The following is a 15,614-nucleotide window of genomic DNA, read 5'->3' on the forward strand; positions in this document are numbered from 1 at the left end:
GACGAGACGAAAATCCTTTGCCCGTCCTCGTCAATTTTCTACACTTCGCACATTTCACATTTCAACCCTCCTCCCCATGAAGAAATTACTCACTGCGCTGCTTTCACTGATGGTCTGCGCGCTCGCGTTCCCGGCGACGGGACGCGCGGACGCCGATCCCGTGATTTTCGACGCCGGAATCGACGTCGGTCAGCGCGCGATTCTGCAGAGCCTCGCCAAAAATTATCTGCCGCAGATCGCGGAGACGCTCGGTGTCGAGCTTTCCGCCGAGCCGATTCATCTCGGGCTCACGGAAGACCCGTCCGCGCCGCCCGGGGTGACCATCGGACGGCGCATCACGCTCAGCGCGCCGTATCTGCGCGCCGCGCCGCACGACGCCGGCATGTTCGTGCACGAGCTCGTGCACGTGGTGCAGGCCTACCCCGGGAACGTCGCGCCGTGGTGGCTCCTGGAAGGCGTTGCCGATTACGTGCGCGACTACCGCCTGCTGCGCGAGCCCGCGCGCTGGGTCGCTCCCGCGGACGCTGACGTCCGCCGCGGATACACGCACACCGCCGCGCTGCTGGAGCACATCGTCCGGACGCGTCACGGGGGCGACGCCGCCGCGCTGCTGCGCCCGCTCAACGCGGCGCTCCGTCGCAGCGAAAACGGCGAGGCGTGGCTCGCCGCCCGCTACGGCTGCACCGTGGACGACTTCGTCCGCGAAATGCGCGCGCGGAAGAAAGAGTAAGAAACCGCGAAAGAACACGTACGGACGCGATTTTTTTTGAAGGAAAGCCGAACAATCGACGTCTCATCAAAACTCAGAAAACGTCATCGAACGAAATCGAACAGGCAAAACGTAACATGAAAGACTTCAAAGAAAGGAATGCGTTATGAGCAAAGAAAAGGCTGATAAAATTTCTCCTCGCGGAAGCGACGCCGTCGCGTTTTTGAGCGAGATCTGCACGCCCGCGGAAATCGAAGCCGCGGACATGAAGGCACGTCTCGTCGCCTTTCGGCTCAAGATCGCGGCCCGCGGGCGAGTTTTCGGCTCACGATGAGCCGGAAACCGCTTGAAACCGAAGGTTTTTGAGCCGAAAATTTTTTCCGAAAAACATGAAGGACATTCGCCGAAGAGATTCAAATCCGTCCGCAGACGCCGATTTTCCGAAGACGGCGTTTCTGCTCGGGGCGGGGCTGGGGACGCGCCTGCGGCCGCTGACCGAGCGCTGCCCGAAGCCGCTGCTGCCGCTCGGTGGGAAGCCGATGCTCTGCCGCGCGATGGACGCGCTGCTCGTGCTCGGCGTCGAGCGCTTCATCGTCAACACGCACCACGCGGCGGAGGCGTACGCCGAGGCGTTCCCGCGCGGCGACTACCGCGGCGCCCCCGTCTCGCTCGTGCACGAGCCTGTGCTGCTCGACACCGGCGGCGGCCTGAAGAACATCGAGCCGCTCCTCGTTCCCGCCGACGAAAATCTGCTCGTGTACAACGGCGACATTCTCGCCGAGCTCGACCTGCGCGCGCTCGCCGCGACGCACGCGCGTTCCCGCGCGCTCGCGACTCTGCTCCTGCGCACGGACGCGCGCGGCAACGTGAATTTCGACGACGCGACGGCGCGCGTCGAGGATTTGCGCGACCGTCTCGGCCGCGCGGGAACGCGCCGCTGCCGCTTCACGGGCATCTACATCGTTTCGCGGAAATTTTTCGACGAAATCCCCGCCGGGAAAATCGAAAGCGTCGTCGAGGCGTTTCTGCGCGTCGTCGCGCGCGGGAACGGCGAAATCCGCGGCGTGATCGACGACGCGGGCTCGTGGCGCGACCTCGGCACGCCCGAAGAATACGCCGCCGCGCAGCGCGACTTCGCCGCGTGAATCACGCGCGCGGCGATTCCACTTTCCGCTTTTCGTTTCGGCGGGGGCGGTTTAGGATTTCGCGGAAATGAACACGAACGAAAACAACGCCGCGCCCGCGGAAAACGAAACGCCCGCCGACGCGGGAACGCCCAAGAAGAAACGCCGCCTGCTGAAGCGCCTCGCGATCGTCGCGGGAGCGCTCGTCGCGCTCCTGCTGCTCTTCGTCGCGTTCGGGCTCGGCTCCGTCGCGAAATGGACGATCAATTCCGTCGGCGCGGAAATTCTCGGCGTGGACAAGATGTCCGTCGAAACGCTCGTCGTCCGCCCGTTCGGCGGCTACGTGCGCGTCGAAAACTTCGTCGTCGGGCGCCCCGTCGTCGAGGGCGAAGATTTTTCGCAGGACCTGATGAGCCTCGAATATTTCGAGTTCGACTTCGAGGCGCTCACCGCGCTTTCCCGCAAGAAAATCATCCGCACGCTGGCGCTGAAGAATCTCCGCCTCAACTACGAGCAGCTGATTTCCGGCGCGACGAACGTCGGCGCGCTCGCCGACCGCTTCGCGCCGCCCTCGACCGAAGAACCCGCGACGCCCGACGAACCCGAAGCCGCCGCCGCGCCCGCCGAGGAAATCTACGTCGCGGCGCGTTTCGTGAACATCGACGGCGTCCGCGTCTGCCTTTACATGGGCTCCGTTCCGTCGCCGCTCCCGCCGATTTCCGTCGAATTCCCCGAAGGTCTCGGGCTGGACGAAGATCTGACGCCGGTTCAGTTCGGCATGCGTTTCGCGGGGAACTTCATGAGCGTCTTCCGTCTCCTCCGCGCGTCCGGCATTTCCGGCGCGGCGAGCGCGACGGTCGGCGCGGTTTCCGACGCCGCGGGGGCGACCGTCGATGCGGTCTCCGGAGCCGCAGGCGCTACCGCCGGAGCTGTTTCCGACGCAGCAAGCGCGACGGCGGGGGCTGTTTCCGACGCCGCGGGAGCGACCGCCGACGCCGTCTCGGACGCGGCGAACGCGACGACGGACGCCGTGCTCGACGCCGGCAAGGCGGTGCTCGACATCTTTTCCGGATCCGAGAAAAACGCCGACGCGTCCGAAAAATAATCACGAATTTCCGAAGCCATGATCATTCCCGTCACGCATTACGGCAACCCCGTGCTCCGCAGAAAAGGCGATCCCGTCGAGACGTTCGACGACGCGCTGAAGCGCCTCGCCGACGACATGGTCGAGACGATGCACGCGACGAACGGCATCGGGCTCGCCGCGCCGCAGGTCGGCCTTTCGATGCAGTTCTTCGTCATCGACCTGAAGCCCGCCGCCGGCGAAGAGCAGGACTTCGCGCTCCGGCTCGACGGCAAGGATGTTCCCGCCGCGCTCGCCATGCCGATGGCGTTCGCGAACGCGCGCGTCGAGACGCTCGACGACGATCTGTGGGAATGCCGCGAGGGCTGCCTGTCCTTCCCGGGAATCCGCGGCACGGTCGTGCGCTGCGAAAACGTGCGCGTCTCGTTCCAAGACGTCGCGGGAACGCCGCACGTGCTCGAATGCACGGGAATGCTCGCGCGCTGCTGCCAGCACGAAAACGACCACTGCCAGGGCATCGTCTTCACGGACCGCATGGAGGCGCGCGACCGTCTGCGCAACGCCGCGAAGCTGAAGTCGCTGAAGCGAGACACGCTCGCCGAGCTCAAGGCGAAGCGGAAAGCGAAGTGACGGGGACGTCGAGGAGCTTAAAAGGTAATTGCTCCTCGACCTTTTAAAGCTTTTCGACTCCTCGGCCCGCCGGGCGCGATTCCGTCCGTTTCCCGTCCGAAAAAGAATTTTCAGAGTCAACACCAATGACACGTTTCAACTGCGATTACGGCGAAGGCGCGCACCCGGAGATTCTCCGACGCCTCGCCGAAACGAATTTCGAGCAGACGCCCGGATACGGCGAAGACGAATACTGCGCCCGCGCTGCCGCGAAGATCCGCGAGCTCTGCGGGAACGCCGCGCTCGGCGTGCATTTTCTCGTCGGAGGCACGCAGACGAACTTCACGCTGATCGCCGCCGCGCTGCGCCCGCATCAGTGCGCGCTCGCCGCCGAATCCGCGCACATCGCCGTGCACGAGACCGGCGCCGTCGAGGCGACCGGGCACAAGGTGCAGATCGTCCCGAGCGCGGACGGCAAGCTCTCCGCCGAGGCGGTCCGCGCCGCCGTCGAGGCGCACTGGAACGACGAGACGCACGAGCACATCGCGCAGCCGAAGCTCGTCTACGTCTCGTTCCCGACGGAGCTCGGCACGATCTATTCCCGCGCCGAACTCGCCGCGCTGCACGACGTCTGCCGCGAGAAGAATCTTTTCCTCTACGTGGACGGCGCGCGGCTCGGCTACGGGCTCGCGGCGCGCGGGAACGACGTCGATCTGCCGTTTCTCGCCGCGCACTGCGACGCCTTCTACATCGGCGGAACGAAGGTCGGCGCGCTTTTCGGCGAGGCGCTCGTGATCGCGAATCCCGCGCTGAACGCGGATTTCCGCTACGTGCTGAAACAGCGCGGCGGCATGCTCGCGAAGGGGCGCCTGCTCGGGCTGCAGTTCCTGACGCTGCTCGAAGGCGGGCTCTACTTCGACGTTTCCGCGCACGCCGTGCGCCTCGCGGAAAAGCTCGCGCGGGGCTTCCGCGACGCGGGCTTCCCGCTGTTCATCGATTCGCCGACGAATCAGATTTTCCCGATTCTGCCCGACGCGCTGCTGCGCCGTCTCGCGGAAGATTTTTCCTTCGCGACGATCCGCCGCGTGGACGCCGGGCACACCGCCGTGCGCTTCTGCACCTGCTGGGCGACCCGCGAAGAACAGGTGGACGCGCTTCTCGCCGCGCTGTAAAAAACGCGCAGCCGCTCCGCGCTTCGCCCGCCCGTTCCCGCCGCGTTCACTCGCGGCGGAGCGCGGCGCAGATGGAGAGCATCTGCGGGAGCAGCTGCTTTTTGCGCGAGAGCACGCCGGGAAGCGCGTAGAGGTTGTCTTCGAGCTTTTCGTAGGGCAGGGCGCGCAGCACGTCGTCGTCGCCGACGATGAGGAGCTCCGAAATTTCGTGGATCGCGTCCGTGACGAGCAGCCCGAAGAAGAGCAGGTTTTCGACTTCGACGCGGAAGCGCATCTGCGCGGAGAGCTCGCGTTTGCGCGCGCGCAGCAGCTCGAGCTCGGTTTCCTCGACCTGCGCGAGCGCGAATTTCACGTCGCCTTCCGTGTAGTCCTTGCGGTCGCCGGAAATGACGGCGTTGGCGGATTTCGTCGTCAGCGCCGAGTCGATGCGCGTCATCTCCGCCATCAGCGTCTCGGCGGAAACGCCGCAGAGCTTTTCGAGCTTCGCGCAGATTTCGCGGTCGAGCGGCGCCGTGGTGGGCGACTTCAGCATCAGCGTGTCGGAGACGAGTCCGCCGAGCAGCAGGCCGGCGAGCGCGGGCGTCGGCATTTCTCCCTGCGCGAAGAACTCGCGCGCGACGAGCGTGCAGGTGCTCCCGACGACGTCGCCCGTGAAGCGGATCGGCGTTTCCGAGGTGAACATGCCGATGCGGTGGTGATCGACGACCTCGACGACGGGCAGCTCGTCCGCGCCGGGAAGGTACTGCGTCGGTTCGTTGTGATCGACGAGAATCATCCGGTGCGGCGGCGGCTCGGAGAGCTGTTTCTTGCGGACGACGCCGAGGAGCGTTCCCGCGGCGTCGGTGACGGGGAAGAGGTCAGAGGCGTCGCGCAGCATTTTTTTGCGGAAGTCGCGCAGGCGGTCGTCCGGCGCGAGCGCGAGCGTCTCTTCCGCCGCGAGCGGCGCGCGCTCCACGGGCATGCTGAATTTGAGGCGCCGCGCGACGGTCGCCGAATCCAGGCGCGTGCGCATCACGGAAACGCCGCGTTCCCGCGCCGCGGAAAGGATCTCCGGCGCGACGGGAGACGTTCCCGTGACGATCAGCAACCGCACGGCGTGCTCGAGCGCGCAGCGGTGGATCTCCGGGCGGTCGCCGACGATGATGACTAGGTTTTTCCGCTCCGCGACGGGCACGTGGACGGCGAAACTTTCCGGGCGCATCGCCGCGACGTAAACGTCGAAGTCCTCGAGCGCGTCCGCCCGCGCGAGCGTTTCCGCCTCGGCTTCGAGCACGTCGCGGATCAGCGCGAGCGAGCTGAAGATGTGCCGCCCCGTCAGGTCTTCCGCGTTGTCGTTGCCGATGTTGAGCAGCTGCGAAAGCAGCGTCGCCGCGCTGAGCATGCCGAGGTATTTCCCGGTCGCGGAGACGACGGGTAGGCGCGCCGCGCGTTCCCGCCGCAGCGTCTCCACGGCGGCGAAGAGCGTCGTGCCTTCGACGATCGCCGTCGCGGGTTCGAGCAGGTCGCGCATGCGCAGAAAGACGTCGTGGTGCACGGCGGGCGGCTCGACGCCGAAGCGGCGGAAGAGAAAGTCCGCGCGTTCGGGCAGGACGCCCGGGCAGATCGGGACGTAGCGCGTTCCCGGGTCGCGGAGGCCGCGCAGCGCGGCGAGCGCGTAGGCGCTGGCGATGCTGTCCGTGTCCGGGTTGCGGTGCCCGGAGACGAAGACGCGTTTCGGTCTTTCGGTGTTCATGCGAGCTTTCTACGCCGCGCGCTCCCGCCGGGCAAAGCTTTTCGGCGCGGAAGCTCCGCCGCTCCGGGCTCGGAAGCGGATTCGCCTCGCGCCGCGCGACGAAACTCGAAGCTTGAAACCGGAGCCCGAAAATCGAAAATTCCTGATCACACATGGAGCATGACCGCAGCAGCAAGCCGTTCAGGCTCGTTTCGGAGTTTCCGCCGACGGGCGACCAGCCGCAGGCGATCGACCTGATCGCGCGCAGCGTGCAGGCGGGGAACCGCTGGCAGACGCTGCTCGGCGTCACCGGCTCGGGAAAGACGTTCTCGATGGCGAACGTCATCGCGCGCGTGCAGCGCCCGACGCTCATCATCTCGCACAACAAGACGCTCGCCGCGCAGCTCTACTCCGAGTTCAAGCATTTCTTCCCGGAAAACGCGGTCGAATACTTCATCAGCTACTACGACTACTACCAGCCCGAGGCCTACGTGCCCGCGACGGACACCTACATCGAGAAGGACTCCGCCGTGAACGACGACCTCGAGCGCCTGCGCATCGCCGCCGCGAGCGCGCTGCTGTCGCGCCGCGACGTCATCGTGATCGCCTCCGTCTCGTGCATCTACGGTTCGAGCTCGCCGGACGACTTCAACGAGATGATGATCCCGCTCGAAGTCGGCATGAAGACGCGACGCGACGAGCTGCTCGAAAAATTCGTCCGCTCGCTCTACCGCCGCGACGACGTCGCGTTCGAGCGCGGCACGTTCCGCGTGCGCGGGGACACGATAGACGTCTTTCCCGCCGACCGCGAGACGGCGATCCGCATTTCGCTCTTCGACGACGAGATTGAGTCCATCCGCCGCCTCGATCCGCTGACGGGGCGCGCGGGCGCGCGTCTGGAAAAATACGATCTGTATCCGTCGAATCAATACGTCACGCCGCAGGACCGCATCGAGACCGCGATCGGGAAAATTCAGGCGGAGCTGGAGGAGCAGGTCGCGAAGTTCGAGCGCGAGGGCAAGCTGCTCGAGGCGCAGCGCATCCGCATGCGCACGGAGAACGACGTCGAGATGCTGCGCGAGACGGGCTTCTGCTTCGGCATCGAGAATTATTCCATGCACCTCGGCGGGCGCACGCCGGAGCAGCGGCCGTGGTGCCTCATCGACTTTTTCCCGAAGGATTTTCTCGTCTTCATCGACGAATCGCACGTCACGCTCCCGCAAATCTACGGCATGTCCAACGGCGACCGTTCCCGCAAGGAGCGGCTCGTCGAATTCGGTTTCCGGCTGCCGAGCGCGGTGGAGAACCGCCCGCTGCGCCCGGAGGAATTTCAGGCGCTCGTGAAGCAGACGGTCTTCGTCTCCGCGACGCCCGCGGCGTTCGAGCTCGAGCATTCCGCCGTCGTCGCCGAGCAGATCATCCGCCCGACGGGGCTGCTCGATCCCGTGATGGAGGTGCGCCCGATCAAAGGGCAGGTCGAGGACGCGATTCACGAGGCGACGCTCGCCGTCGAGCGCGGAGAACGCGTGCTCGTCACCACGCTCACGAAGCGCATGAGCGAGGATCTCTGCGAGTTCATGCGGGAACGCGGCATGCGCGCCGAGTATCTGCATTCCGACATCGACGCGATCGAGCGCGTCGAGATTCTGCGGCGTCTGCGCCGGGGCGCGTTCGACGTGCTCATCGGCGTGAACCTGCTGCGCGAAGGGCTCGACATTCCGGAGGCGGCGCTCGTCGTCATTCTCGACGCGGACAAGGAGGGCTTTCTCCGCAGCGAAACTTCGATCGTCCAGACCGCGGGCCGCGCCGCGCGCCACGAGAACGGCCGCGTGATTCTCTACGCCGACGTGATGACGCAGTCGCTCGCGCGCGCGATCGCGATTTCGCGCCTGCGGCGGGAACGCCAAATGGAATACAACGCCGCGCACGGCATCACGCCGCGCGGCGTGCGCCGCGCCGTGCAGGAAAGCCTGCTCCCGCCGCCGGAGGACGACGCGGGAACGGCGCTCATGGCGGCGGAAGGCGCGAAGGACGAAGACGTCGCCGCCGTGATCGCCGAACTGGAGGAGGAAATGCTCGCCGCCGCCGACCGCCTCGAATTCGAAAAGGCGGCGCTCCTGCGCGACCAGATTTCCCTGCTCAAAAAAGGCGCGGCGACGAAGCCCGCTCCCGCGAAGCCCTACGCGAAACCTTCCCGCAAAAAACGCCGCCCCTGACGCGGGAACGGCGCTTTTTTGCGGCGGGAAATCTTTCTCCGCGCGGCTCAGTAGCTGTGTTCGTCGAGTTCGGTCTTTTTGGCGAAGGCGCGATAGACGAGCACGTGGTAGAGCGCGACGAGCGGGACGCCGAGGCAGACGATGACGAGCATCGTCGTCAGCGTCTTCGGCGAGGCGGAATCGCGGATCGTCAGCGAGTTCGCGGCGTCGCCGACCGCGGGAACGAGGTTCGGGAACATGCCGACGCCGACGGTGAGGATGAGCAGGGCGATCGTCGCCGTCGTGCCGCAGAACGCGAGCTTGTACGTGCGGCAGCGCAGGAAGAGGCCCGTCGCGATCATCGCGAGCATCGCCAGCACGGGAACGGCGCCGAGCGCGGGAACGCTTTCGAAGTTCGCCGCGCCGGGGCGCGCGTCCGCGAACAGCACGAACGCCGTGAGCGCGATGTGGAAGATCGCCGCGAACGCGAAAAGTCCGGGCAGGAGCAGGTCGATCTTGAAGCGCACGACTTCGCCCGTCTTCATGCGCAGAAACAGCGCGCCGTGCAGCGCGAAGAGCGCGACCGCGAGCACGCCCGAAAGCAACGGAATCGGCTCGAGCAGATTGAGCAGCCCGAACGCGCCCGCGTCGATTTCGCCCGCCGCGTTCACGGGCATTCCCGTGACGAGATTGCCGACCGCCACGCCGAGCAGCAGGGCGACGAGCGCGCTGCACGCGGAAAAGACCGCGTCCCACAGCCGCCGCCACGCGCGGCTTTCGCCCTTGCTCCGCACCTCGAGCGCGACGGCGCGGAAGATCAGCGCGCCGAGCAGCAGAATCAGAGCCGAGTAAAGCCCGCTGAACACGCCCGCGTACACGTGCGGGAACGCCGCGAAGAGCGCGCCGCCCGCCGTGAGCAGCCAGACCTCGTTCCCGTCCCAGACGGGACCGATGGAGTTGAGCGCGAGGCGCCGCTCGTCGTCGCCCTTGAACGCGGGCAGGATGACGCCGACGCCGAGGTCGAAGCCGTCGAGCACCGCGTAGGCGATGAAGAGCACGCCGAGAAGGCCGAACCAGATAGTGTTTAAGTCCATGGGAAAAATCGGTTGCAGGTTGCAGGTGACAAGTGACGGGAAAACGGCGGGTCGGAACGCGGGAGACTCACGATTCCGGGTCGCCGGCGGCGGCGATTTCCTTCGGGCCCTGCCGCACCTTCTTCAGCAGAAGCGCGACGAAGAGCGCGAACATCACGGCGTAGATCAGCGTGAAGAAGATCAGCGAAAACCAGAGCTGCCCGGCGGAGACGTTCGTCGAGAACGCGTCCTTCGTCTTGAGCAGCCCCTGCACGATCCACGGCTGGCGGCCGACCTCCGTCGCGATCCAGCCCATCTGCAGAGCGAAATGCGGAACGACGCACGCGGGAACGCAGAGCGCGAGCCACCAGCGCGTCGAAAGAAGCTTCCCGCGGAACCACAGCAGCAGCCCGACGCCCGCGACCGCGACCATCACGCACCCGCCGTAAACCATCCAGTGAAAGCCCTGGAACGTGAGCTGCAGCGGCGGACGCTCCTCCGCGGGAACGTCGTCGAGCCCGAGCACGCGGTTTTCCGGCGTCACTTCGAGCCCTTTGCCGAGCATGACGCTGACGACGCCGGGAACGCTGAGCCCGCGCACCGTGCCCGCCTCTTCGTCCACGTAGCCGATGACGTGGAAGCCCGCCGGCTCGGACGAATCGAAGATGCCCTCCATCGCGGCGAACTTCACGGGCTGCGTCTTTTCGAGAAGCATCGCGCTCGCGTGCCCCGACGCGAACAGCAGCACGAGCGCCGCCGCCGCCATCGACAGCGCCGTCTTCAGCCCGCGCTCCGCCGCGGGAACGCAGCGCTTCTTCAGCAGATGCCACGCGCTGACGGCGAGCGCGAGAAACGCGCCCGTGCACCACGCCGCGACGAGCACGTGCCACAGCCGGTCGATCGTCGAAGGATTGAAGACCATCGCCCAGAAATCCGTGATCTCGGCGCGCAGCCCGTTTTCCGTCTCGACGAGGTGGTAGCCCGCCGGCGTCTGCATCCACGAGTTCGCGACGAGAATCCACAGCGCGCTCAGATGCGCACCGAAGCACACCATGATCGTCGAAAAGTAATGGAAGCCTTCGGACACTTTCTTTTGCCCGAACAGCACGATGCCGAGGAAGCAGGATTCCATGAAGAAGGCGAAAATCGCTTCCGCCGCGAGCGGGCTGCCGAACACGTCCCCGACGAAGCGCGAGTAGCGCGCCCAGTTCGTGCCGAACTCGAACTCGAGCACGATGCCCGTCGCCACGCCGAAGGCGAAGACCAGCGCGAAGATCTTCGTCCAGTAGTCCGCGAGCGAGCGCCACGCGGGATCCTTCGTCTTGTAGGCGAATCCGCGGACGATGACGAGGAACACGCCCAGACCGATGGAAAGCGGCGGGAACAGAAAGTGAAAACCTGCGGTGAGCGCAAATTGAATTCGGGCAAGCAATTCGGGGTCCATAGCGCCGCCGATTCTGAAAAACGCCCTCCCGCCGAGCAAGAAAAAAGCGCGGGAACGCCGCCGCCCGCGCGCTTTCGAAATTACTCCCGCGGAAATTCTCCCGCCAAGACGCCAGGGCGCAAAGAAAAACCGCAAAGTCAAAAGATGTTAAAGAAAAGTTTTAGAGGAGAGGCGACATGGCTCCACGCTTCGCTTACCTGTCGCTTCCTCGAAATCTGCCAGCACAAACTTCCCTTTAAGCTTTAATCATTAAGCTTTAAGCTTTTTTTTTAACACAGAGGAACAGAAAAACAGGGAAACGGAAAGTCGCGGGAACGCTATAGGAGGGCGAGCGTCCCGCTTGCCCTCGGAATTACTCCCGCGGAAATTCTCCCGCCAAGACGCCAGGGCGCAAAGAAAAACCGCAAAGTCAAAAGAAGTTAAAGAAAAGTTTTCTAGGGGAGAGGCGACATTCTTGTCGCTTCCTCGGAAATCCGCTTGCACAAACTTTTTCCCCGCGGATCCCGCAGACTTCCGCGGATTTTTTGAAACAACGGATGGACGCGGATCCGCACGGATGGCTTTTCGCCCGGACGCGCGCGCGGCGAAAATGCGTCCGCCGCGGGAACGAAGACAGGAATGTCTTCGCCCCCAAAAAAAAACTTCTGCCCGCTTCCATGACTTCCGGTCAAAAATTTCTCTGTTCCTTTGTTCCTCCGTTTCTCTGAGTCAAAAAATGCTTGCGAAATTTCCCGCCCGTTCAGATACTTCGCCTATCTTCCGTCTCACACGCGGAATTTCACACAAAATCACACAAACTTGCACATGATGTCCCGTCGGACGCTTACGTTCGGCTCTCCCGCCGCATTCGGAGCGGCGTCGCGCGCGTTCCCGCGCACGCACGCCCGCGCCTCCTCGCGTCCGCGCATCGCGTAGCGCCTTTCACACAAACTACAACAACAAACCACACAAAATCACACGCAATGAACACATCAAAATTGCTTATCACTTCACTCCTCGCCGCCGCCGCGATGAGCGTTCCCGCGTGGGCGGAAACGACCGTCGGCGACACGACCTACTCCGGTTCCATCTATACATGGGCGAACACCGCCTCCTCGGAAGCGGATCTCGCTTTTGGTGCATGGCAGGCGACAACGTGGGATTCGGCGACGTCCTCATATTCTTACGGAAGCTCGATCACGAGTTGGAATAATATTAAAAACATCATAGCTTCTTCCAGCACCTCTGCGGACCTTAACACCATTCGCTTCGACGCGTCGGTCGGCAGCAATCCGAACATGTGCTTTACGTTCAATCCGCTTGCCGTCGCCGGCATCATCGTCGAGGAGGGCGCTTCCGATTACGTCATTTACGCACAAGGGCGAACCAATACAGCCTCTAAGGATCGAGCCGTCTATATCGGGAACGGAAATTCTACGGCTGCTTTTTCGACGTTCCACGAGAATTTCAAAATCAGCTTCGGAACCACTCCGACATATTCTTCCGGCACCACGGAGAACGCCACGAAGTTCTTCATTCGGGGAACTCAGACATGGACGATTGACGCAGGAAAAACGTTTACGCTCGATACGGGGACGAACGTTCACGCCACCAATTTTTCCGGAACGACCACGATCACCGGCGGCGGCGCGGCGAATTTCTCCGGAGCAGGAACGATATCCATGGCCGACGGCTCTGCAATCAATGTTTCCGGAGGCAGCACGCTGATTTTAGGGAAAAGCGTCGCACTCGCTTCCGATGCTACGTCGGCGAGCATTTCCGTGGACACGGGCTCCACGCTCGACTTGAGCGCAGGTTCGCTGACTGTTGCCGCGAACGTGACGGCGGCGTCCGGCGCCGTTCTCGAGCTCGGCGCGGTCACGGCGGATTCCGCCGCGCTCAGCGCGACCGGCAACGTGACGCTCTCCGAGAGAACGATTTTCAGAATCGATTCCTACGTTGCGGGCGCGCAGCTCATCTCTTCCTCGGGAACGCTGACGGCGGCGGGCGTCACGTCCGGCGACGTTTCCGGAATGGGCGTCGCTAATCTCTACATCGGCGGCTATCTCGTGAATCAGCGCGGGAGCGCGGCGTTCTCGGTTTCGGAGTCCGGCGTGCTTACGCTTGACTCTTACGAGGAGGGCGCGAATTACTCCCTTACTTGGAACGGCGGCGCTTCCGGCGTGTGGAAAGTCGGCGGCAGCGGCTGGACGACGACCGACACGACGGGCGAAGTCACCTTCCAGAACGGCGACTCCGTGACGTTCGGCACGGACACGGACAACAATGTGACGCTTGCGGAAAATCTCAAAGTCGGCACGATGACGGTTTCCGCCGCGACGAGCCTCACGGGAACAGGTACGGTCCGCGTCGACGCCGCGAATCTCACGACGAACGCGGTGCTGACGCTCGGCGAGAACGTCGTCCTTGATTTGGGAAACATCTCCGAGGCGACAACTAAAACCATCTCGGGCAAGGGAACGGTGAAGGTCGCCACTGGCTCAAATTTTGAAGGGGTTTCGCTCGGCGCAGGCTTCGCGGGAACGATTGAGCATACCGGAAATATCGATGCGAACACCTTCGCCGGTAATCAGAATGCGAAGTACGTGCTTTCCTCCGGCAGTATGTGGGGCGGAGCCAATCTCATTAATATCTCGAACGACATTCATTTCGCGGCGGACTATACGATCGGCGCCCCCGCCTTCACGGTAGTCAATTTCACGGGCGCGCTGACGCAGGCGGCGGGAACGACTCTGACAATCGCAAATTCGGGTACTACCGCCACATTCAGCGGCACGGCGAATCTTTCACAAGTCACTCTGTCTGCGGGCACGCTGACGATTTCCGGCAAGCTCGCCGTCGCAGGAAAGATTTCGGTCTGCAAGGGGGGGACTGTCACGCAGAGCGCGGGCACGGTTTCCGCCACGCGTTTAGTACTTAACGACAGTGTTGACCAGACCGCGAGTTTTTACACTCTGACGGGCGGTGTGTTCAACATCACCGGGACGGAAAAAACCGGAGGTGTGACTGGGCAAAGCACGACGGCCAACGCCGTTCTTATAGGTCATTGGAAAAACGGGACGAGCAAGCTGACTGTCTCCGGAGGCACGTTGAATGTGACGGAGGGTTTCACCGTCATTTCTTGGGACAGCGCGGGAACGCTTGAAGTTTCCGGCGGCACGGCGAATCTTTACGGTGTTTCCTTGAACACGTATCGAGCCAATGCAGCGAACGTCACGCTTTCTTCCGGACGTCTGAATCTCGGCGCGGGCGGGCTGACTTACGGAAGCGGAACCAACGGAACGACCAATAAAACCGTGACGCTTTCGGGCGGCACGCTCGGCGCGTTGACCGACTGGTCGTCGGACGTCGCCATGAGCCTCTCCGGAAACGTGACGATCGACACGACGAAGCAGGTCGTCGGCGCGGACGGCGCTTCCGCGAACGCCGAAGGGAACGTCGGGGCGTCGATCACGCTCGCCGGAGCTCTCTCCGGAGACGGCGCTTCGCTGACGAAAACCGGCGCGGGAACGCTGACGCTCTCGAACGCGAACATTTACACGGGCGGAACCGTGATCGAGGCGGGAACGGTCGTCGCGGCGCACGCGAACGCGCTCGGCACGACGAAGGGCGTCGAAGTGAAGAGCGGCGCGACGCTGAATCTCGGCACGTCCGCCGTGACGGTCTTCGGGCTTTCCGGCGCGGGAACGGTGGGTCTCGCCGAAGGCACGACGAGCTCGACGCTGACGGTGACCGGCGGCGGAGTGTTCTCGGGAAGGCTGAACAGAGGCGAGAATTCGCTTGCGCTCGTGTTCGACGCGGGCGGTCAGACGCTGGAACTGAATCCTACGATGCCAAATTCGCTCTCGTCCGTGGAAATTAAAGCCGGAACGGTGAAGACCGGAGATGCCTTCGGGTTGGGGGGCTCTCGGGTCTCTGTGCAGTCGGCGGGTGCTTTGGAATTCACGGCCTCGAAAACGAATGATTACGGTCTGGCGGCGTGGGGCGGAATCACGTTCGCAGCGGGCTCTTCTTTCGTCGTGGATGTGACGGGCGCGGCGGAAAACGACGTCTTGGCCATCATCACGTCGTCGGTGATCCGGTACAATAACGGCACGCAAGATGTGAGCCTCACTCCGGACAATCTCGATTCGTTCGTGAACGGTTTCGTCAGGCTGGAGGGCTGGGACGGTCTCGCGGACTGGTCTTATGATGGTACGGCGCTTTCCGTGACGCTGACGATTCCGGAGCCGAGCGTGTTCGGCTTGTTGGCGGGTCTCGGGGCGCTTGCGCTCGCGGGAACGCGCCGTCGTCGCAGGAAAGCTTAAAGTTTAAGGCTTAAAGCTTAAAGAGGCGCTCCCGCGGAAAACTCGCGGGAGCGTTTTTTGTGCGCTTTTTTTTTGGGGGGGGTAGGGCGAGCGGCGCGCGGGAAGGGAATCGTCGCCCCTTCGGGGCTTTGGGGCGAAGGCATTCCAGCCTTCGTTCCGGAGGCGTCCGATTTTCGAGGGACGCAT

The 15,614-nt window shown here is 63.8% G+C and carries 11 protein-coding genes; 8 read left to right on the forward strand and 3 right to left on the reverse strand.

The features are described 5' to 3' along the window. Nucleotides 1-76 precede the first annotated feature (76 nt). From ACQREB_RS07070 to ACQREB_RS07095, 6 genes are all read left to right on the forward strand, one after another. Nucleotides 77-730, forward strand: a complete 654-nt coding sequence (locus tag ACQREB_RS07070) for a basic secretory protein-like protein (RefSeq protein ID WP_427767026.1) — start codon at nt 77-79, stop codon at nt 728-730. 145 nt (nt 731-875) lie between these two features. Further along, nucleotides 876-1,043, forward strand: a complete 168-nt coding sequence (locus tag ACQREB_RS07075) for a hypothetical protein (RefSeq protein ID WP_427767028.1) — start codon at nt 876-878, stop codon at nt 1,041-1,043. Between the two features lie 55 nt (nt 1,044-1,098). Beyond that, nucleotides 1,099-1,854, forward strand: a complete 756-nt coding sequence (locus tag ACQREB_RS07080; RefSeq protein WP_427767030.1) for a nucleotidyltransferase family protein — start codon at nt 1,099-1,101, stop codon at nt 1,852-1,854. Between the two features lie 67 nt (nt 1,855-1,921). Then, entirely contained in the window at nt 1,922-2,938 is a 1,017-nt protein-coding gene (locus ACQREB_RS07085) for a hypothetical protein (protein ID WP_427767033.1), read from the forward strand. A gap of 18 nt (nt 2,939-2,956) precedes the next feature. Then, entirely contained in the window at nt 2,957-3,547 is a 591-nt protein-coding gene (locus tag ACQREB_RS07090; protein WP_427767035.1) for a peptide deformylase, read from the forward strand. Nucleotides 3,548-3,672: 125 nt separating this feature from the next. Then, complete coding sequence (locus tag ACQREB_RS07095; protein ID WP_427767038.1) at nt 3,673-4,698, forward strand: threonine aldolase family protein; 1,026 nt, start codon at nt 3,673-3,675, stop codon at nt 4,696-4,698. Nucleotides 4,699-4,744: 46 nt separating this feature from the next. Here ACQREB_RS07095 and ACQREB_RS07100 read toward each other — a convergent pair whose 3' ends face one another. Then, nucleotides 4,745-6,430, reverse strand: coding sequence for a putative manganese-dependent inorganic diphosphatase (locus tag ACQREB_RS07100; protein WP_427767041.1), 1,686 nt, complete (start codon nt 6,428-6,430; stop codon nt 4,745-4,747). A 152-nt stretch (nt 6,431-6,582) separates the two neighbouring features. Between ACQREB_RS07100 and uvrB the strand changes: the two genes are divergently transcribed. Further along, nucleotides 6,583-8,625, forward strand: coding sequence for an excinuclease ABC subunit UvrB (gene uvrB, locus ACQREB_RS07105; RefSeq protein ID WP_427767043.1), 2,043 nt, complete (start codon nt 6,583-6,585; stop codon nt 8,623-8,625). Between the two features lie 47 nt (nt 8,626-8,672). Here the strand turns inward: uvrB and cydB are convergent, their stop codons facing one another. Further along, complete coding sequence (cydB, locus tag ACQREB_RS07110; protein ID WP_427767045.1) at nt 8,673-9,698, reverse strand: cytochrome d ubiquinol oxidase subunit II; 1,026 nt, start codon at nt 9,696-9,698, stop codon at nt 8,673-8,675. Between the two features lie 67 nt (nt 9,699-9,765). Continuing rightward, entirely contained in the window at nt 9,766-11,121 is a 1,356-nt protein-coding gene (locus ACQREB_RS07115) for a cytochrome ubiquinol oxidase subunit I (protein WP_427767048.1), read from the reverse strand. A 962-nt stretch (nt 11,122-12,083) separates the two neighbouring features. Here ACQREB_RS07115 and ACQREB_RS07120 point away from each other — a divergent pair. After that, entirely contained in the window at nt 12,084-15,428 is a 3,345-nt protein-coding gene (locus ACQREB_RS07120; protein WP_427767051.1) for a beta strand repeat-containing protein, read from the forward strand. Nucleotides 15,429-15,614: the final 186 nt, after the last annotated feature.

The organism is Candidatus Spyradosoma sp. SGI.093, assembly GCF_050314555.1.
Classification (GTDB): domain Bacteria; phylum Verrucomicrobiota; class Verrucomicrobiia; order Opitutales; family UBA953; genus Spyradosoma.

What these genes read in the sequence shown, in the direction of transcription:
- ACQREB_RS07070 (WP_427767026.1), top strand. Translation starts at nt 77, where the DNA reads ATGAAGAAATTACTCACTGCGCTGCTTTCACTGATGGTCTGCGCGCTC.
- ACQREB_RS07075 (WP_427767028.1), top strand. Translation starts at nt 876, where the DNA reads ATGAGCAAAGAAAAGGCTGATAAAATTTCTCCTCGCGGAAGCGACGCC.
- ACQREB_RS07080 (WP_427767030.1), top strand. Translation starts at nt 1,099, where the DNA reads ATGAAGGACATTCGCCGAAGAGATTCAAATCCGTCCGCAGACGCCGAT.
- ACQREB_RS07085 (WP_427767033.1), top strand. Translation starts at nt 1,922, where the DNA reads ATGAACACGAACGAAAACAACGCCGCGCCCGCGGAAAACGAAACGCCC.
- ACQREB_RS07090 (WP_427767035.1), top strand. Translation starts at nt 2,957, where the DNA reads ATGATCATTCCCGTCACGCATTACGGCAACCCCGTGCTCCGCAGAAAA.
- ACQREB_RS07095 (WP_427767038.1), top strand. Translation starts at nt 3,673, where the DNA reads ATGACACGTTTCAACTGCGATTACGGCGAAGGCGCGCACCCGGAGATT.
- ACQREB_RS07100 (WP_427767041.1), bottom strand. Translation starts at nt 6,430, where the DNA reads ATGAACACCGAAAGACCGAAACGCGTCTTCGTCTCCGGGCACCGCAAC.
- uvrB (WP_427767043.1), top strand. Translation starts at nt 6,583, where the DNA reads ATGGAGCATGACCGCAGCAGCAAGCCGTTCAGGCTCGTTTCGGAGTTT.
- cydB (WP_427767045.1), bottom strand. Translation starts at nt 9,698, where the DNA reads ATGGACTTAAACACTATCTGGTTCGGCCTTCTCGGCGTGCTCTTCATC.
- ACQREB_RS07115 (WP_427767048.1), bottom strand. Translation starts at nt 11,121, where the DNA reads ATGGACCCCGAATTGCTTGCCCGAATTCAATTTGCGCTCACCGCAGGT.
- ACQREB_RS07120 (WP_427767051.1), top strand. Translation starts at nt 12,084, where the DNA reads ATGAACACATCAAAATTGCTTATCACTTCACTCCTCGCCGCCGCCGCG.